An 18,369-nucleotide genomic window follows, 5' to 3' on the forward strand; every position below is an offset into this window, starting at 1 on the left:
TAGAGAATGACGGCTCGCCTCGCATGAAAATCTGCAAAAAATAGAAACCTTTTTTTGTTTCGATTTCAAGTTTGACGGATGTTTGAAAACGAATGAGCGCTCAATCCTCTAAGGTCGTGAGCCTCAGTGAGGCTGCCTCGACGATCACAGACGGGTGCCGCCTGACGCTTGGTGGTTTCGCGGTCTATCAAAAGCCCATGGCGTTCGTGCGCGAGCTGGTCCGGCAGGCGCGCAAGGATCTCGTGATCGTGGGGGCCGCGCATTCCTTCGACGTGGATATGCTTTGTGCTGCCGGCTGCCTGCGGCGCATCGAGACGTCCTATGTCGGACTTGAGAAATTCGGGCTCGCCCGCAATTTCCGTCGCCTGGCCGAAAGCGGTGCACTCCAGATTGTCGATTACCCCGAACTGATCAGCCTCGACCGCTTCAGGGCCGACCAGGAGGGCCTCGATTTTTGGCCGGTCGAGGGCCTTGGTGGCAACGATGTCGTCACGTTCAACGCAGAGATAAGGGAGATGAACTGTCCCGTCAGCGGCAGGCTTCTGCACGCAGTTCCAGCCGCCAAGCCGGACGTCGTCGTTATCCATGCCATTGCCGCCGACGAGCAGGGCAATGTCGTCATCCCGGCGCGACGGCTTTTTCCCCAGAGCGCCGACATAACGTTTTCAAGGGCCTGCGACCGCGTCATCGTGACAGCCGAGAAGATTGTTTCGCGCTCATTCATCAAGCGCCATGCTCGCCTGGTGGAGATACCGTCATATCGCGTCAGCGCGGTCATCGAGGTGCCGTTTGGCGCCCATCCCACGCCAGCGCTTGGCCGCTATCTCGCAGACGAGCATCACATGGGTGAGTATGTCGAGGCGAGCAGCGACGACATGCGTTTCGCCGGATATCTGGAGCGCTACGTGCATTCTCCGAAAACCCATTTCGATTATCTGGACCTGCTTGGCAGCAGGCGCCTGACCAGTCTTCAGGATTTGGATTCGCTGCAATGACAATGTGTTCCGCATCGCTTTATGAGCGGCTCGCCGCTGTGCTTTCCGACGAATTCAAAAACGGCGAGGTTGGCTTTACAGGTCTGTTGACCGGATCGGCGGCGGCGCTGTTCGGCACGGCCATACCGCTTGTGGCCATGCAATTGGCGAAGCTGCGGCATGCGCCCAATCTCACCATTCTGCTGGCAGGGTGCTATCACAATCCGGACTTTCGGGAACTCGATTGCCTGCCGGACTCCGAGCACAGCGCTCAGTTGCGTGACTTGCCTTGCGAAGCACAGATGCTCGGTTACCCCGGGCCTTGGGCACTCAAGCGCGGCGATGTCAGCTTCGGCTTCAGCAGCGGCGTCCAGGTCGACCAGACCGGCAACATCAACAGTGTTTGCGTTGGACCGTATGAGCGGCCGAAGGTCAGGCTGGTCGGTCCCATCCTGCAGCCGGAACACATGTCGATGTTTGGCCGCGAGTTCATCATGATGCCGACCCATGAGCAACGTAACATCGTCGGACAGGTCGATTTTGTTTCGGGGGTCGGTTACCCCGGAGGCCTTGAGGGGCGCCGCAAGCTTGGGCTGCGCCGTGGCGGGCCTGAATTGATCGTCACATCGAAATGCATATTCGAATTCGACAAGGTTTTGGGGCGAGCGCGGCTGCGGTCCATTCATCCGGGTATCACCGCGTCAGAACTCCGGGCGGCCACGGCATTTGATCTTGGCGACATCGGCGAAGCGCCTGTGACCCGTGATCCGGTGGAGGAAGAGCTGCACCTCATCCGCCAGGTCATCGATCCGCAAGGCATTCTGTTGCCGCATTGAGCGCATGTTGCAGGCGCACCACCCCGCTGGCCGGATCAGATCCGCCTTGCGGTTGCGGCATCGAAGAGGTGCGTCCTGCTTGTATCCAGGCCGACCATTATCGGTTGACCAGGATGAGCGTTGATGCGCTCCCTGAAAATGGCCACCACCGGCACACCGGCCAGAAGGCCGTGGATCTGCGTCTCCGCACCGGTCGGCTCGATGGTGCGGACATAGAGTGGGATGCCTTCTTCGCAAAGGTAGATGTGCTCGGGGCGAATCCCAAGCTGCACGCGGCGACCATCTTCGATCAGGTCGGACTTCAACGAAATCGTTGTGCCATCCGCGGCGAGGAACTTTCCGCTCGTGATCGTACCGTCGATAAAGTTCATCGCTGGCGAGCCGATGAAGCTCGCCACGAACAGGTTGTCAGGCTTGTCGTAGAGATCGAGGGGGGCTCCAACCTGTTCGATCTTGCCGCCATGGAGAACGACGATCCTGTCGGCCATCGTCATGGCCTCTATCTGGTCATGTGTGACGTAGACGGTGGTTGTTCTCAGCCTCTGATGGTTCTCCTTGATTTCGCTGCGCATCGCAACGCGAAGCTTGGAATCCAGGTTGGAAAGCGGCTCATCGAAGAGATAGATGGCCGGGTCGCGCACGATTGCGCGGCCCATGGCGACGCGCTGCCTCTGGCCACCGGACAGCTGGCGTGGAAAACGCTTTAGGTAGGGACGCAGTCCCAGGATGTCGGCGGCCCGGCCGACTCGTTCCTCGCGCTCCTTTTGGTCAATTTTTGCCAAACGGAGCGAGAAGCTCATATTGTCCTCGACGTTCATGTGCGGGTAAAGCGCGTAGGTCTGGAAGACCATCGCGATATCGCGGTGTTTGGGCGCCAGCCGGTTGACGGTGCGCCCGCCGATGCTGATCTCGCCCGATGTAATATCTTCCAGGCCGGCAATCATTCTCAGAAGGGTCGACTTCCCGCAGCCTGAGGGCCCAACCAAAGCGATGAATTCGCCGTCGGCAACGTCAAGGGAGATGCCGTGAATGACTTCGAGGCTGCCATATTTCTTATGGACGTCGCGAATTTGAAGCTCGCTCATTGCTGTATGCCTATCTGATCTGAAAATGTCGGTGACAGATGAAGTCTGCTCATCCGATGACCGCGCCCGATGTCAGGCCACGAACGAAGTAGCGCCCGACGACCGCAAAAAGCAGCACGGCTGGAAGTGTCGCCAATGAGGCACCCGCCATAAGCAGACCCCAGTTGATGTAATAGGATCCGACCAGCGCCCCGAGGCCCATCGGCAGCGTCTTGAGACCATCGGTCACGATAAGCTGCGATGCGAAGGCGAACTCGGTCCAGGAATATATGAAGGCGTAAAGCACGATCGTGCCGATGCCGGGCGCGAGCAGAGGAAGGTAGATGCGCCAGAAGATCGTCATCGGCCCGGCTCCGTCGACTTCAGCGGCTTCATGCAGGCTGACGGGGATCGCCTCGTAGAAGCCGCGCAACAGCCAGACGCAGAAGGGTGAGGCGAAGGCGACGTTGACGATCACCAGGCCGGCAAGCGTGTTGATGAGGTTGAGCGCCGCCAGGAGTGAGTAGATCGGCACCAGCAGCAGCGTTGTTGGCGCGAGATAGATGAGCAGGATCGCACGGCTCATCCAATCAGCGCCCCACACGCGCAAACGGTAGATCGCATAGCCGGCGATCGTCGTGATCGCTGTCGTGACCACCATCGTCGACGCCGCCACGATCAGGCTGTTCAGCAGATAGCGGGGGTATTTGGTATTGGTGAAAAGATAGGCATAGTGGTCGAGCACTATCCGTTGCGGCCACAAGGTCGGCACTGGCCGGATGATCTCGGCGGTTTCCTTGAATGAGGCCGAGACAACCCAGTAGATCGGCCCGACCACCAAAACGACCAGGACTGCCCAGACTGCCCAGCGCAGCAGGGCATTGAGTGGAGAAATCGTCATCTATCTCTCTTTCGGAGCGGCGATGCGGGCATAGAGCGTGGCAAGGATCGCCAGCAGGCATATGGCGATGACGCTCATGGCTGCTGCTTGGCCGATGCGCTGGGCCTTGAAGGCGGTGTCGTAGATAAGAACGGGGAGCGTCTGGGTGGCGTCGGACGGGCCGCCTCGCGTGATCAGGTAGATGGTGTCGAAGACGTTGAGCGTCCAAAGCCCTCCCACCAGCCCGAGGGCAAAGAGTACTTTCTCGATCGACGGCAAGGTGATGTGGCGGAATTGCTGCCAGGAATTGGCGCCATCGATCTGCGCAGCCTCGTAAAGTTCGGCCGGAATGTTGTGCATGGCACCGAACATCACCACGGCTGATAGTGGGAACCAGTGCCAGGTGTTGGCAACAATGACGCCGACCATGGCCAGTTGGCGGCTGCCGAAGACGTTAAGCGGCGCGTCTATGATCGCGAGATGCTGGAGCGCGATGTTGATCACGCCATAGTTGGTGTTGAGCATCCATTGCCAGATCACTGACACGGCGACCGTCGGAATGACCCAGGGCAACAGGATCCAGACGCGTGCCTGGGTGGCGAGCCGCCAGGACTGGCGCAGCAGCAGTGCGGCGGCGAATGCGACGATGGTGCCGAGGAAAATGTTGCCGAGCAGCCACGTCAGCGAGCGGCCGACGGACGCCCAGAACGGCGCCGACTGCAGCGTGGACACGTAGTTTTCAGCAGCGATGAAGCTTGACGGCGCGCCGATGATGCGAGTGTTGGTGAAACTCAGGGCAAGCAGACTGAATATGGGATAGATCAGCACGACCAGCATCCAGCACAGAAGCGGCGCCACCAGCATGTAGCCTATGGCCTGCTCGACCCGTTTGCGGCTCCAAAGCGAGTGCCGGCCGGCGCCGGCCATTGAACCCGAGTATAAAAACAGCCCTGAGTGCTCCAGCATCGTACCACCAGCAATGTCTGCCTTGGAGGAGGGCCGCGGCTTGACGCGGCCCGGCGCATGGTTACTTGAGGGCCGCCTTCATCTGATCGGCGCCCCATGAAACCGCATCCTTTGGTGAGGCGTGATCGATCACTACCTTCTGGATGACTTGGGCGATGAGGTTCTGGCCGGCAATGGGGCCGATGTTGATCTGGTACATGCCGCCGGTGAAGCCATAAAGACCGCCGGATTGGGATTGCTCGGCAAGCAGCGCGGTGCATTCCGGCCACTTGGTGAGCGCGGGATCGGCAAGCCAGGATGCCAGCTTGAAGCCGTCGCTGGTGACGGGGAGGAACAAGCCCGGTTCGGCGTTGAGAAGCGGGCCGTAATTGTCGGGTTGCAGGAGGAAGCGGATAAAGGTCTTGGCTGCTTCCTGCTTGGCGGGATCCTTTGTCAGGATCATCGCGGCGTTCGAGGCATAATGGCTGCCCGGCTGTCCGCCTTCGGCGGGCTGGGGGATCGGCGCGCAGCCCAGGTCTTCGGCGGGTGCTCCAGAATCCTTCAGGAAGATGCTGAGCATGATGCCCTTGTCGACAAGCATCGCCGCCGCGCCGCTGTTGAACGCGGCTTCCGGCTCGCCCCAGGCATAGTTCGTGCTGTCGGGCGCGGCGTATTTCAACAGGTCCGTATACGCGGTGACGGCGCGCACAACGTCTGGATTGTCGAAGACGATCTTGCCGTCGGCGTCGAACAGATTTTCGCCCTTGTAGGTCTTCAGGAACGAGAAGAACGTCTGGTCGGTCGCCGTGGTCTTTGAGGCGGGCAGGGTGATGCCGTAACGGCCGTCTTTGGTCAGTTTGGCGGCGTCCTCGGCAACCTCTTCCCAGGTTGCGGGCGGCTTGGCGATCTTCGCTTCCTCGAAGGCGCTCTTGCGGTACCACAGAAGCTGCACCATGCCCCAGAGCGGTACGCCCCAATATTGGCCGCCATCGTGATAGGGATCGGTGGCGGCGGCAAGGAAGTGATATTGCCCGTCCAGTTCCTTGACGAAGTCAGTGACCGGCTGAACGGCACTAGTAGCGCGCAGATAAGTGCCCAGTTCGGGCATGGCCATAAGAATGTCCGGGCCGGTGCCGCTGCTGATTGCAGCCGGCGCGACCTGGAAGATCGTACCCCAATCCTGCACTTCCTGGCGGACCTCGATCGAGGGATTCGCGGCGTTGAACTTGTCGATGAGCTTTTGGTAGGCCTCGACGCGATTGGGTGGCGATTCCTGATGCCAGAAGACGAGTTCGGTTTTTTGCTGCGCCCAGCCGGGCGTCGCAATCGAAAGGATGGCGGCGGCTGCCGCCATTGCAAGCTTCAACGTTTTCATTTGTGCTCCCATTGTCACTTATCTTGACTGAAGAGCTGATGCACGACGTTATTATCGTAACGTTTTTATGCCGATAATCAGCTCAAAATCTTAACCTTGCCTCCGCGACTTGGCCAGTTAATCGCCGGGCTTGCGCTTCGATTGCAATAAATATAAAAACGTTTTTGTTGCGAGACGCAAGCGGTTTTTCAACTCTCTCTGCATCGACCAAGACCTTTGCCGGCTGTCGTGTGCAGGGGACCAATGCGGGATTTGGAATGCAATCGTGCGAGCATAGCTACGACTCTCTGATGACCATTGCTGCCAAGCTTCAGGACGGCCGCGTATCGCCTGTCGAACTGACCGAACAGATGCTGGAACGTATCGATCGGCTGAACCCGCGCTTGAATTGCTTTTTGCATGTGACGCGCGAACTCGCGCTTGAGCAGGCAGCCCAGGCGCAACGGGAAATCGGCCAGGGGCGCGTGCGCGGACCGCTGCACGGCGTGCCTGTGGCCGTAAAGGATCTTTGCTTCACGCGGGGCATTCCAACTACCGGGGGGATGTCGTTTCGCAAGGATTTCAGACCGGCGACGGATGCGACGGTTGTCGAAAGGCTGCGCGATGCCGGTGCTATCCTGCTGGGAAAACTGCATCTTACCGAGGGGGCATGCATCGAGCATCACCCGGCGTTCGGCAACCCCGTCAACCCATGGCGGGCTGATCTATGGACGGGCGCCTCGTCGTCGGGATCGGGCGTCGCGGTGGCAGCAGGCTTGTGTTTCGCTGCAATAGGATCGGACACGGGTGGATCTATACGCTTTCCAAGCGTCCAACAGGGGCTGACGGGTCTGAAGCCAACATGGGGCAGGGTGAGCCGCAACGGCATCTTCGACCTCGCGCCCTCATACGACACGCTTGGCCCGATGGCGCGATCTGCCGCCGATGCGGCTGCGGTGATGGGCGCGATTGCCGGCCCGGATCCGCTTGACCCGACCGCACTGCAAGACGAGGTGCCTGATTACCTGGCGAGCCTCGGAACGATCGCTTCGGTTCGTGGCGTGCGCATCGGTATCGACCGCTCCTACAACGACGAGGGGGCTGATGAGCGCGTCATCGCAGCAGTTGAAGACGCCGCGCGGATCTTCTCGTCACTTGGCGCTCGGATCGAGCCGGTCGTTTTTCCTGACCCGGCAAGGATGATGAAACACATGTCGGACGTGCACATGGCCGAGCTTGCCGCGGTGCATGCCGAGACCTATCCAACGATGGCCGACCACTATGGAAAATGGATCCGCAGAGGCCTGGAATCCGGACATCGGCTGAGCCCTCAGGAATATGCAAGCACATCAATCGAAAAGGATCGGTTCTCCGGCCGGCTTCGCCAGATCTTCAACGACGTCGACGTGTTGATTGCACCGGTCTTCAGTTTTCCAGCGCCGACTTGGGCGGAGTTCGAGCACATCGTCGAAACCGATATTTCGCGTCTCTTCCGCTTCACCATTCCCTTTAACGCCAGCGGAAGCCCGACGATCACTTTTCCCGCTGGCTTTAGCGAGCCAAGGCGTCCGATCGGCATTCAATTGATAGGGCCTCATCTGTCCGAAGCCCAACTGCTCGGTCTTGTCCACAGCTATCAAACTGTCACGCACTGGCATTTGGCCCTGAGCAGCGTCGATACAACGCTCGAACGGTGAAAAGAACCGCAATTGCCGAATTCCACCGCCCCAGGTTCGCTCCTCCCAAGAGCGTGGGCCCGGTAGCCGAGTGCATCGGCTGCTGGGCGCTTAACCGTCCATTGCGCGGTGGCTGACGCAACCACTGTCGCCAGCGTCCCGTCCAAATGGGATGGCGAATGTCCGGACTGGCAAGCTATTGCCCTTGTGCCAACAGCGAGCCGGTTTCCTGGACGGCTGTAAACAGAAAACAAATCCCTGATTCAGCCTGCGGGCGACCATCCATTCCTTTCGCCTAATGATGAAATTGATAAAAACTATCGACTTACTTCGTATCAGCCTGTCCCAGCACATAAGCATCCGCGATGCGCTCGGGAATCCCCTTGCAGAAAGCCTTGTAGGTCGGTCGTGTCCCAGTCCAGTTCTTTTCGTGTTCCTGCCCGCCTGGTCGACGTCCAGTGGTTGACGCTCCATCTCCATGAACGGGAGCTGGTGGTGCTCGACGCCACCGTGCCGTATGGGTCGAGCGGTCCGGATGGCGCGCTGGGCAGGGCGAGATGGTTGGAGGCGCATATTCCGAACGCCCGCTATGCCGACCTCCAGGAATTGCTTTCGGACCGCGGCGCGGTTTTCTCCTTCGCCTTTCCGTCTCCCGAAAAGCTGGCGCCTGCCCTGCGTTCACTTGGTATCCACGATGGCGCAACTGTCGTGATTTACGACGACTTCCTCAACATGTGGGCGACGCGCGTATGGTGGATGCTGCGCGCGATCGGCTTCACCAATGCCGCGGTGCTCGACGGCGGCTGGAAGGCCTGGGTTGCGGCGGACAAGCCGATCGAATCCGGACCAGCTTCGCCAGCCGAGACGGAAAAATCGCTGACGCCGCGTCCAGCTTCATCCTTTGTCGATCTTGATGCGGTGCAGGCGTATGTCGCCGGCCAGCGCCCGGGCGAGGCGCTCGTTTGCGCGCTGCCCGAGAGCTACTTCGCCGGTACCGACAAGATCGGCGGCCGTGGCGGCCACATCCCTGGCAGCATTAACATTCCCGCCGCGTCGCTGCTGGATGCCGAGGGCAGGTTCCTGTCGCCGAATCAACTGCGCACGCGTCTTGCGCGTCTCGACGGGGCTTCCTCCGTCACGCTCTATTGCGGCGGCGGCATTTCCGCGACCGTCGTTGCGTTCGCGCTCGGATTGATCGATCGCGAGGACGTCAAGGTCTACGACGGCTCGTTGGAGGAATGGAATGCCGATCCATCCCGGCCGCTGGCGACCACAGGCTGACAGCCATGCAAAAGCTGATCCGCCTCAACGGCTTCAAGCAGTCGACCGTCAGCCATGCGGCCGTGGGCGCATGGCGGCATCCCGACAATCAGTCGCATCGCTATCGCGAGCTCGATTACTGGATCGATACGGCCAAGACCTTGGAGGCGGGCCTGTTCGATGGCCTCTTCATTGCCGACGTGCTCGGCGTGCTCGACACGCATGGCGGCAGCATAGAAGGCACGCTCAAGCAGGGCGTGCAGACGCCCTCGACCGATCCGCTGCTGGTCGTATCCGCGATGGCCGCGGTGACGAAGCATCTCGGCTTCGCCGTCACCGTCTCGACGACATACGAGCAGCCCTATGCCTTTGCCCGCAAGATCACGACGCTTGATCATCTGACGGGCGGCCGCATCGGCTGGAACATTGTGACGTCGGCGCTGGAAAGTGCGGCCCGCAATTTGGTCATGACACCCAGATCCCGCATGACGAGCGCTATGCGATCGCCGAGGAGTTTCTCGAGGTCGTCTACAAGCTCTGGGAAGGCAGCTGGGAGGACGATGCCGTCATCATCGACCGCGAGGCCGGCGTCTTCGCCGATCCGGCCAAGGTGCACGCGATTCGGCACAAGGGGCACTACTTCAGCGTGCCCGACGCCTTCCTCGCCGAGCCGTCACCGCAACGCACCCCGGTGCTTTTCCAGGCCGGTGTTTCCGGAGTGGGCCGGGAATTTGCCGCCCGTCACGCGGAAGGTGTCTTCATCGCGGTCCATCGCCCCGACCTTGCGCGCAAGATCGTTGACGATGTCCGCGCCCGCGCGGAACGCCTCGGCCGCGATCCGCAGAGCCTGAAGTTCTTCGCCATGGCGACGGTCGTGACCGGCGCCGACGACGCCGAAGCGCAGGCGACATTCAATGCCTACAGGAACGTCATCAGCACGGAAGGGCATCTGGCGCGGCTGAGCGCCATCCTGCAGATCGACCTGTCCCGTCTCGATCCCGAAGAGCCGCTGGAATATGTCGAGACGCAAGGCATCCGCAGCGTGTTGGAAATCTACACCAGGCTTGATCCGACGCGCCGTTGGACGCCGCGCGCCATCGGCGAGTTCCTGGGCATAGCCGGCGGCGGCGCCGAAATTGTCGGCGGCCCGGTTCGGGCAGCCGACCAACTTGAAAGCTGGTTCGACGAGGCCGGCATCGACGGCTTCAACATCACCGATCCGATGCCGCTGCGCAGCTATCGCGATTTCAACGCCTTTGTCTTGCCGGAACTGCGCCGGCGAGGGCGTGTGCGCGATCGCTATGACGGCACGACCTATCGCGAGAGCTTCTACGGCGCCGAACAGAAACGGGCGCCCGACGACCATCCGGCAAGCGCCTACCGGCGGCTTGCCGAATTACCCGATCACATCTGGAGAACGGCATGACCAATATCGTGCAACCTAACCGTCTGTCCGGTGCCTCCACTTTTTTCGAAGGCGAGGTCGGCGCCAATTTCTCCCTGGTTCCCGCATCCGATCGCTTCGTCCCGATCATACTGGATGCCGTCGCTGGATTGAACGAAATCGAAGGGCTGACGGTCTCCACCGACAGCATATCAAGCCATCTCGGCGGTCGGGCGGAGATTGTGTTCGGTGCACTGACGACGACGTTCGTGCGCCCTGCCTCGAGTGGTGCGCATATCGTCCAGACTGTGCTGGCCTCGCGCGGCTGTCCCGGTTGGGAAGGGACATTCGTGCCGGTTTCCAGTGTCGAGGCAGGCGCCGACCCGGTATCCGCCGCCGTGGCCCGGTTCGGAAATCCTGCCGCGTCGGGGGTCCAGATTGCCGCGCAGTTCGCATTCCTGCCGCTTGCCGCATCCGATTACATCGAGACGATTGCCCAGACGCTCGTCTTTCTCAAGGCCGTCGGTCTGCGGACCACGTCCAAGGATTTCGGTACGCGTGTCGACGGCGACGCCGCGCATGTTTTGGCAGCGTTTTCGACCATACTGACGCATTTTGGCAGCCCGACCGGTCACGTCGTGCTGCAAGCGACGTTGGTCGCCAACAGCCCGTCCGAGGAAGCCTTCAAGTGATGGCGGCAAAACTGGCGCGACGCGTTGACGACGCATACGAACCACCGGTGGAACGATCGGTCCGGGGGCATGAGATTGTCAGGCCCGTTGGCCACCAGCCTGCTTCCATCATAGTCGAGCGACAGGCCAGCCTCGGAAAACGTCTTCGCTCTGCATTCGACGCGGCTTGGCCAGCGACGCTTCTCATCGCGGCGATCATCCTCGTCTGGGAGCTATATGCCCGCTATTCCGGCATCAAGGCCACGACGCTGCCGGCGCCGTCGCGCGTGGTGGAGCAGATCGTCGTCAACCGTCAGGCGCTGATCGACAACGCGCTTCCCACGATCGCCGCGACCTTGAGCGGGTTTGCGCTTTCGGTGGCGTCGGCCTTCCTGTCGTCTGTCCTGATCGACTTCGTGCGGCCGCTGCGTCGCGCGCTGTTCCCGGTGTTCATCATCAGCCAGACCTTGCCGCTGGTGGCCATCGCCCCTCTCGTCGTCCTCTGGTTCGGTTTCGGCCTTCTGCCGAAGATATTGTTGGTCGCCCTCGTCACCTTCTTTCCGATGATGGTCGCCCTGGTCCAGGGCTATGATTCGACCGACAAGGACATGGAGTGGCTTCTGCGCTCCATGGGCGCCACGCGCGCGCAGGTGTTCCTCAAGGCGCGTCTGCCTTCGGCCGTCCCCTTCTTCTTCACCGGCCTGCGCATTTCGATCACCTACGCGGTGGTGGGCGCGATCTTCGCCGAATATTCGGGGGCGGCGAAGGGGCTCGGCATCTACATGCTTAGCGCCAAGAACAATTTTCGACCCGACCTCGTGCTGGCGGCCGTGTTCTGCAGCGCGCTCATCACGCTCGTGCTGTTCGGCTGCACCGTCCTGATCGAGCGCCTGTCGATGCCCTGGGAGCAGGCGCGCAGGGACGATGGCAAATGACCGTGTCCAGGCTTTCATTGCGCCATGTCGCCAAACGCTTCGGCGCGCTCGACGTGCTGGGCGACATCAATCTCGACGTCGCGCCCGGCGAATTCGTTTCCATCCTCGGTCCGTCGGGGGCGGGCAAGTCGACCCTCTTCCAGATACTGACCGGCGCCACCGCGCCGGGGGCGGGGACTATCGCGTTCGATGGGGCTGATCTGACTGATCCCGCCGGCAAGTTCGCCTTCATGCCGCAGCGCGACGCGCTGATGCCGTGGCGGCGGGTCGTTGACAATGCCGTGCTCGGCCTCGAGGTGCAGGGGATGTCGCGGCGTGAAGCACACCGGCGCGTCACCCCGCTGTTCGAGCAGTTCGGCCTTGCCGGCTTCGAGCAGCACTATCCAAGCCAATTGTCGGGCGGTATGCGCCAGCGCGTCGCGCTGTTGCGTACCGTCGTCCAGGACCGGCAGATGCTGCTGCTCGACGAGCCGTTCGGCGCGCTCGACGCCCTGACGCGCACTTCGATGCAGCAGTGGCTCGAGCGCATGTGGGAGCGCCACCGCTGGACCGCGCTGCTGATCACTCATGATGTGCGGGAAGCCGTCTTTCTTTCCGACAGGATCTACGTGCTCTCGGCACGGCCGGCCCGTGTGATCCGCGAGATCGCCGTTCCACTTGGCCGTCCGCGCACCGTGCGCGACCTTTCCGCTCCCGAGGCGACAAGGATCGAAGCCGAACTTCTCGATGCGCTGCTGGGCAGCGCTTCGCCCGAATTTGCCTGAACCCAACAACAGGAGACTGAATTGATCGACCGCCGCAACGCAATCAAACTCGTCGCCACCGCATTGACCGGGGCGATGATCTTTGCAGCCCCCATCCATGCGCAGGAGGCGAAGAAGGTCACCGTCGCCCTCGATTGGACACCGAACACCAACCATATCGGTCTCTACGTCGCGCGCGAGAAGGGCTTCTACAAGGAGGCCGGCCTCGACGTGGAGATCCTGCCCTATTCCGACACCGCCGCCGGCACGCTGGTCAGCAATGGCCTCGCCGATTTCGGTGTCGCCGGCGTCGGCTTCTATACCCAGCATGCGGCCGGTGCCGACCTCAAGGCGGTCTACGCGGTCGTCCAGCATGAGACCGGGCGTCTCGTCTTCAACGCCGACCGTGCCGACATCAAATCGCCGAGGGATCTCGACAGCAAGACCTATGGCGGGTTCGGCAGCGCCTGGGAGACCGCACTGATCGGCAGCATCATCAAGCATGATGGCGGCAAGGGCGACATCAAGACCGTCACGCTGGGCACCTCCGCCTATGAAGCGCTGGCCAATGGTTCGGTGGATTTCACGCTCGAAGTCGTGACATGGGAAGGCGTCAAGGCTGAGCTGATCGGCGAGAAGCAGAAGGCGTTCAAATACAGCGACTATGGCGTGCCGGAACAGCACACAACGCTTCTGGTTTCCAGCGATGCCTACCTCAAGCAATCGCCTGTCGCCGCCAAGGCGTTCCTCGCCGCGACGCAGAAGGGCTATGCCTATGCCGTGGATCATCCCGACGAGGCTGCCGATCTTCTGATCGCCGCCAATCCGGACGCGCTGACGGACAAGGACCTTGTCCATGCCTCGATCAAGGCGCTTGTCGACGGGCATTATCTTCGCGGCGAGGATGGCGCGATCGGCACGATCGATCCTGCCAAGAACGCCGGCATTGGTGACTACCTCTTCACCAACGGCATTCTTAGGGATGGCAATGGTGCGGCACTGACCGCCAAGCCGGATTTCGCGAGCTACATTTCCAACGACTATCTGCCGAAGGACTGAACGGTTCGTGGCGGCAAGGCAACGCTTTCTCAGGCTGAACGCAGTCGTCTACGGTCTCGGCAACCACGAGGCCGCCTGGCGCATGCCGGAGAGCGACCCGTTCGCCACGACATCCCTGGCGCACTGGGTCAGGTTGGCGCAACTGGCGGAGGCGGCAGGCTTCGAATCCCTGTTTCTCGGCGACGTGCTGGCGCTGCTCCAGGGCGCCGAGAACCATTTGTCCGACACGATGGATCCGCTTGTCATCCTCTCGGCGCTCGCCGCGGTGACCAGCCGCATTGGCCTTATCGGCACGCTTTCGACCTCGTTCGAGCCGGCGTTCCACGTTGCGCGCCGCTTCGCCTCACTCGATCACATCACCGGTGGGCGCGCCGGATGGAACATCGTCACCTCGTCCAATCGTCTTGAGGCGGGCAATTTCGGCATCGACAGATTGCCCGACCATGCCGAACGCTATGCAAAGGCGAGCGATGTCGTCGACGCCGCCATTGCCTTGTGGGAAAGCTGGGACACTGACGCCCGCATCGGCGATAAGCAAGCTGGCCTCTATTTCGATCCGGCCAAGGTGCATGCCGTCAACCACATGGGTCCGTTCGTACGCACGGCCGGGCCGCTTAACACACCGCGCAGCCCGCAGGGGCGGCCGCTTCTGGTGCAGGCGGGCTCGTCCGAGGACGGCCGGGCGCTGGCGGCCTCGCGTGCCGATCTGGTCTTCACCGCGCAGCTCTCCCTCGACGATGCCCGGGATTTCTACAGGGACATCAAGGCGCGCGCCGCACGAGCCGGCCGCGATCCGGATACGGTGCTGGTCATGCCGGGTATCATGCCGGTCGTTGCCGTGACGCGCGCCGCAGCGCAGGCGCGGCTCGACGCGATCGACGGCGTCATCGTGCGCGAACACGCGCTGGAGCAGCTTTCGGAATATCTGCAGACCGACGCCCGCGCCTTCGACCTCGACGCGCCGCTGCCGGCAAGTGTCGGCGATGAAGGCCGCTCGCAGGCCAACAAGAGCCGCTTCGCCCTCATAGTCACGTTGGCCCGCAGGGAGGGGCTGACGGTGCGCCAGCTCCTGCAGCGCGTTGGCGGTGGGCGCGGGCATTTCCTGCAGGCGGGAACGGCGGCCGAGATTGCCGACACGATACAGGAATGGTTCGAGAACGAAGCAGCCGACGGCTTCAGCGTCATGTGCCCGGTGCTGCCTGCGGATCTTGAAACGTTCAGCGCCCAGGTCGTTCCCGAACTCGGGCGTCGTGGTCTCCTGGGATTGCATGAGCCAGGTGCTACATTGCGTCAAAGGCTTGGCCTGCCGCCGATATGAGATCCCTGCGGGCGGCGTCGCTGACATCGGTGCGGCCTTGACCGCAAAACCCTACGCCGGCCGTGGTACGTCACCCGTGAAATGCGGTACGCTGTAGCCGCGCTGCACGGCCGGACGATCGGCCAGTTCGAGATACCAGCGCCGTACATTGGCAAAATCGTTGAGGTTGGTCTTGTGTCGCTCGAAACGCGATATCCATGGCCAGATCGCGATGTCGGCGATCGAATAGTCGCCTGCAACGTAACGGCGGCCGGCGAGCCGCGCGTCCAAGGTCGCATAGAGGCGCCGCGTTTCGGTCCGAAAGATGTCTTCCGCATAGGCTGCCTTGCCGGGATTGTAGGTGAGGAAGTTGTGCGCATGGCCAAGCGTCGGACCCAGATTGCCGATCTGCCACATCAGCCATTCGATGACGTTGAGGCGGGAAGCACCCTGCGGTGGCAGCAGCCGGCCGGCCCTGTCGGCCAGATAGATCATGATCGCGCCTGATTCCATCAGCGTCAGCCCGGTGTCGCGGTCGACGATAAGCGGAATCTTGGCCGAAGGACTGATGGCAGCGAAATCGGGTGCGAATTGTTCGCCCGTCGTTATGTCGACGGAATGCACGGTGTAGGGCAGGCCGAGTTCTTCCAGCAGGATCGAGATCTTCAGTCCGTTCGGCGTGATCCAGGTGTAGAGATCGATCATCCCTGTCAGTCGAACATCATCTCGTCGACGGGCAGGCCCGCCATCCCATGGTCGGTTCGTCGTCCGGTCACGTCGTCGAGGCCGGCGAACAGATCGCGCAATGTGCCGACCAGCCGCGCCATGCGTGGATCGACGACACGATAGACGATCGATTTGCCGTCGCGATGACCCTCGATCACTCCGGAATCCCTGAGCTCGGTGAGTTGCTGGGACAGCGTCGGCTGGCGAATGCCGAGTTCCTGCTCCAGCTTGGCCACGGCGCTTTCCTCTTCAAGCAGGAAGCACACGATCGACAGCCGGTTCGGATTGGCGACAAGCTTCAACAGCTCGCTGGCCTCGACGATGCTTTTGCAAAGCCTTGGCGAAACCGGTTTGGTCACGACCCACCTCCGACGACATTTTATAAAAACGTATAGTGAGAACGTTTCCGATTCAACAGGGACAGGCGATCGAACGGCGCGGACGCAAAAGCGATCTCCTGAAACGTCGATTGTGGGGATTTTCATCCGCTCCCTGCAAGCCAATTGGCATGAGGGCAGTGGCATATCAATTTACAAAAAGATAAATTGTTCGACGGAAACGAGGTTACTGGCGAAGCATGAAGATTGGCGTTCACCCGAGCAATTTGCATCTGCGGCTGGCGCAGGCGTGGCCAGATGCGTTTGCCGGGCTCAAGCCGCGTTTCGTTGGCTATCCGGAAGGCCGGGACACTGCCAGGCTGCTGTCCAGCGGCGCGATCGACTTCGGTGGCACCGGGTCGACGCCACCGATCCTGGCCGAAGCCGCAGGACACAGGGTGGTCTACATCGCGGCTTCCGCGCCCCGTCCGGCCAATGGCGGCATTTTCGTCAGACTGGACAGTGCCATCCGGTCCGTGGCGGACCTGAGGGGCAAGCGCATCACCTTGGTCGACGGTTCGTTCCACACCTATCTGCTGGCGCGCAGCCTCGAGGACGCGGGTCTGCGCCTGCCGGACGTGCAGACCGTCGAGACCGGTGCCGCCGATTCGCTCCCCGCCTTGCTGGACGGCAGGGTCGAGGCCTGGATCGCCATGGCGCCCCGACTGGAGCGAGCGCTCGAACGCGGGGATATTCGGCTCATCGCGCGATGCGGAGACACAATTCCCAACCGCTCCGTGTTCTGGACGTTGGCGGAGCGGAATCTGGACGGCCAAGTTCGCCTGCACATCGCCAGAGAACTGGCGCGAATAGGACGCGAGGTCGCGGCTGATCCGCGTCGCGCGGCCGGACTGTTGGCAGCCGGTGGCGCAGGGGATGCCGACGTCGATGCGTGGGAGCGGGTCGTGCGCTCCCGCGACTTTACGATCGTTGCGGCCGACGAGGCCATCGTCGCCGAGCAGCAGACCGAGGCCGACACGTTGCACCGGCATTTCTATCTGGACCGGGCGGTGCGCCTTGGCGGCCTCTTGCCCGGCGTGGCCGAAGGAGCAGCCCGATGAACGTGCTCTGGTACATGTGCGCCCCGGACGGCGCCTATCCCTGGCAGCCCGAGGGCTCGCGCCAGGTCGATTACGGCTACTACAAGCAACTGGCGCAGGCCTATGACCACCTTGGCTACACCGGCGCGCTGTTCGCGACCGGCGCGCATGACGTCTGGGTGCTGGCAGGGGCGCTTTTGCCCTACACCGAGCGGCTCAAATTCCTCATCGCCATTCACCCGGGCCTGGTCGCCCCGACGCTGCTGGCCAAGATGGCGGCGACCTTCCAGGATTTCTCCAAGGGCCGCCTGCTGATCAACATCGTGTCCGGCGACGCCAAGATGCTCGGCGCCTATGGCATGACGCTGCCGCACGACGAGCGCTACGACATGGCGGACGAATATCTGACGATCTGGCACCGGCTGTTCGCCGGCGAAAGCGTCACTTATGCGGGCAAATACTTTTCCACCGAAGGCGCCCGGCTGGCGCTCCCGGTCGGCGAGGCGATCAAGCCGCCGCCGCTCTGGTTTGGCGGCTCGTCCGACAAGGCGCTCGACGTCTCGGCCAGGCATGTCGACACCTATCTCTCCTGGGGCGAGACGCCCGAGCAGATCAAGGCCAAGGTCGACGATGTGAAGGCGCGGGCGGCAAAGCTCGGGCGCACGCTGAACTATGGAATACGGCTCTACGTCATCGTGCGCGAGACCGATGCGAAAGCCTGGGAAGCGGCCTCCGACCTTTACGATCGCATGGACGCGCGCGCGATCGCGGCCAACCAGCGCTTCGTCTCGAACTCCGATTCCGTCGGTCAGCAGCGCATGAGCGCAATGCATGGCGGCCTCAAGCCGGAAAACCTGCGCGAACTCGAAGTGGCGCCGAACCTGTGGGCCGGCATAGGATTGGTCAGGCCGGGGCCGGGGACAGCGATCGTCGGTTCGCCCGATACGGTCATCCGCACGCTCGAAGCCTACCAGGCTGCCGGCGTCGACACATTCATCCTGTCCGGCATGCCGCTTCTGGAGGAGGCCTATCGCTTTGGCGAAAGCGTGCTGCCGCGGCTCGACGTGAGCCGCGAAGTGTCGCAGGCGAAGCACTTCACCTGGTCGACGCTGTTCGACCGTGATCTTGCCAACACGAAGTCGGCGTGA

18 protein-coding genes and 1 pseudogene are annotated in these 18,369 nt (G+C 61.9%); 13 read left to right on the top strand and 6 right to left on the bottom strand.

What is annotated here, in order from left to right; all coding sequences use genetic code 11:
* Positions 1–92: 92 nt before the first annotated feature.
* Both NKJ67_RS03345 and NKJ67_RS03350 read left to right on the top strand, forming a co-directional pair.
* Positions 93–995 (top strand): CoA transferase subunit A, encoded by a 903-nt coding sequence (locus NKJ67_RS03345; protein WP_352580457.1) that lies wholly within the window; start codon positions 93–95, stop codon positions 993–995.
* Positions 992–1,810, top strand: coding sequence for a hypothetical protein (locus tag NKJ67_RS03350; RefSeq protein WP_352580458.1), 819 nt, complete (start codon positions 992–994; stop codon positions 1,808–1,810). Before NKJ67_RS03345 ends, NKJ67_RS03350 begins: the two co-directional genes overlap by 4 nt.
* A 35-nt stretch (positions 1,811–1,845) precedes the next feature.
* Here NKJ67_RS03350 and NKJ67_RS03355 read toward each other — a convergent pair whose 3' ends face one another.
* The 4 genes from NKJ67_RS03355 to NKJ67_RS03370 all read right to left on the bottom strand — a co-directional run bounded on the left by NKJ67_RS03355 (position 1,846) and on the right by NKJ67_RS03370 (position 6,074).
* Positions 1,846–2,895 carry an ABC transporter ATP-binding protein gene (locus NKJ67_RS03355; protein ID WP_352580459.1) on the bottom strand — a complete coding sequence of 350 codons (1,050 nt, stop codon included), beginning with the start codon at positions 2,893–2,895 and terminating at the stop codon, positions 1,846–1,848.
* A 49-nt stretch (positions 2,896–2,944) separates the two neighbouring features.
* On the bottom strand, positions 2,945–3,775 hold the full coding sequence (locus NKJ67_RS03360) for a carbohydrate ABC transporter permease (RefSeq protein ID WP_352580460.1): 831 nt from the start codon (positions 3,773–3,775) through the stop codon (positions 2,945–2,947).
* On the bottom strand, positions 3,776–4,720 hold the full coding sequence (locus NKJ67_RS03365; RefSeq protein ID WP_352580461.1) for a carbohydrate ABC transporter permease: 945 nt from the start codon (positions 4,718–4,720) through the stop codon (positions 3,776–3,778).
* A 61-nt stretch (positions 4,721–4,781) separates the two neighbouring features.
* Positions 4,782–6,074, bottom strand: coding sequence for an ABC transporter substrate-binding protein (locus tag NKJ67_RS03370; protein ID WP_352580462.1), 1,293 nt, complete (start codon positions 6,072–6,074; stop codon positions 4,782–4,784).
* A gap of 290 nt (positions 6,075–6,364) precedes the next feature.
* Here NKJ67_RS03370 and NKJ67_RS03375 point away from each other — a divergent pair, with 290 nt between their 5' ends.
* The 9 genes and pseudogenes from NKJ67_RS03375 to NKJ67_RS03415 all read left to right on the top strand — a co-directional run bounded on the left by NKJ67_RS03375 (position 6,365) and on the right by NKJ67_RS03415 (position 15,099).
* On the top strand, positions 6,365–7,750 hold the full coding sequence (locus NKJ67_RS03375) for an amidase (RefSeq protein ID WP_352580463.1): 1,386 nt from the start codon (positions 6,365–6,367) through the stop codon (positions 7,748–7,750).
* Between the two features lie 441 nt (positions 7,751–8,191).
* Positions 8,192–9,010 carry a sulfurtransferase gene (locus NKJ67_RS03380; RefSeq protein ID WP_352580464.1) on the top strand — a complete coding sequence of 273 codons (819 nt, stop codon included), beginning with the start codon at positions 8,192–8,194 and terminating at the stop codon, positions 9,008–9,010.
* A gap of 5 nt (positions 9,011–9,015) precedes the next feature.
* Positions 9,016–9,354: pseudogene (locus NKJ67_RS03385) on the top strand (hypothetical protein); the annotation flags it as partial.
* Between the two features lie 113 nt (positions 9,355–9,467).
* Positions 9,468–10,415, top strand: coding sequence for an NtaA/DmoA family FMN-dependent monooxygenase (locus NKJ67_RS03390; protein ID WP_352580634.1), 948 nt, complete (start codon positions 9,468–9,470; stop codon positions 10,413–10,415).
* Positions 10,412–11,065, top strand: a complete 654-nt coding sequence (locus tag NKJ67_RS03395) for a YkoF family thiamine/hydroxymethylpyrimidine-binding protein (RefSeq protein ID WP_352580465.1) — start codon at positions 10,412–10,414, stop codon at positions 11,063–11,065. The genes NKJ67_RS03390 and NKJ67_RS03395 overlap by 4 nt, the downstream gene beginning before the upstream one ends.
* A gap of 197 nt (positions 11,066–11,262) precedes the next feature.
* Entirely contained in the window at positions 11,263–11,979 is a 717-nt protein-coding gene (locus NKJ67_RS03400; RefSeq protein ID WP_352580635.1) for an ABC transporter permease, read from the top strand.
* The gene (locus NKJ67_RS03405) at positions 11,976–12,743 is read left to right on the top strand and encodes an ABC transporter ATP-binding protein (protein WP_352580466.1); all 768 of its coding nucleotides are present in this window, start codon (positions 11,976–11,978) and stop codon (positions 12,741–12,743) included. Before NKJ67_RS03400 ends, NKJ67_RS03405 begins: the two co-directional genes overlap by 4 nt.
* Before the next feature lie 75 nt (positions 12,744–12,818).
* Positions 12,819–13,781 (top strand): ABC transporter substrate-binding protein, encoded by a 963-nt coding sequence (locus NKJ67_RS03410; RefSeq protein ID WP_352580636.1) that lies wholly within the window; start codon positions 12,819–12,821, stop codon positions 13,779–13,781.
* Between the two features lie 7 nt (positions 13,782–13,788).
* Positions 13,789–15,099 carry an LLM class flavin-dependent oxidoreductase gene (locus NKJ67_RS03415; RefSeq protein ID WP_352580467.1) on the top strand — a complete coding sequence of 437 codons (1,311 nt, stop codon included), beginning with the start codon at positions 13,789–13,791 and terminating at the stop codon, positions 15,097–15,099.
* 51 nt (positions 15,100–15,150) lie between these two features.
* Here the strand turns inward: NKJ67_RS03415 and NKJ67_RS03420 are convergent, their stop codons facing one another.
* Positions 15,151–15,783: a glutathione S-transferase family protein gene (locus NKJ67_RS03420; RefSeq protein ID WP_352580468.1), complete on the bottom strand. Its 633-nt coding sequence runs from the start codon at positions 15,781–15,783 to the stop codon at positions 15,151–15,153.
* Between the two features lie 5 nt (positions 15,784–15,788).
* Positions 15,789–16,163: an ArsR/SmtB family transcription factor gene (locus NKJ67_RS03425; protein ID WP_352580469.1), complete on the bottom strand. Its 375-nt coding sequence runs from the start codon at positions 16,161–16,163 to the stop codon at positions 15,789–15,791.
* 218 nt (positions 16,164–16,381) lie between these two features.
* Here NKJ67_RS03425 and NKJ67_RS03430 point away from each other — a divergent pair, with 218 nt between their 5' ends.
* Together NKJ67_RS03430 and NKJ67_RS03435 are read left to right on the top strand one after the other, a co-directional pair.
* Positions 16,382–17,242 (top strand): ABC transporter substrate-binding protein, encoded by an 861-nt coding sequence (locus tag NKJ67_RS03430; protein WP_352580470.1) that lies wholly within the window; start codon positions 16,382–16,384, stop codon positions 17,240–17,242.
* Positions 17,239–18,369, top strand: coding sequence for an LLM class flavin-dependent oxidoreductase (locus NKJ67_RS03435; protein WP_352580471.1), 1,131 nt, complete (start codon positions 17,239–17,241; stop codon positions 18,367–18,369). Before NKJ67_RS03430 ends, NKJ67_RS03435 begins: the two co-directional genes overlap by 4 nt.

Source organism: Mesorhizobium sp. M0088, from assembly GCF_040322895.1.
In the GTDB taxonomy this organism is placed as follows: Bacteria; Pseudomonadota; Alphaproteobacteria; order Rhizobiales; family Rhizobiaceae; genus Mesorhizobium.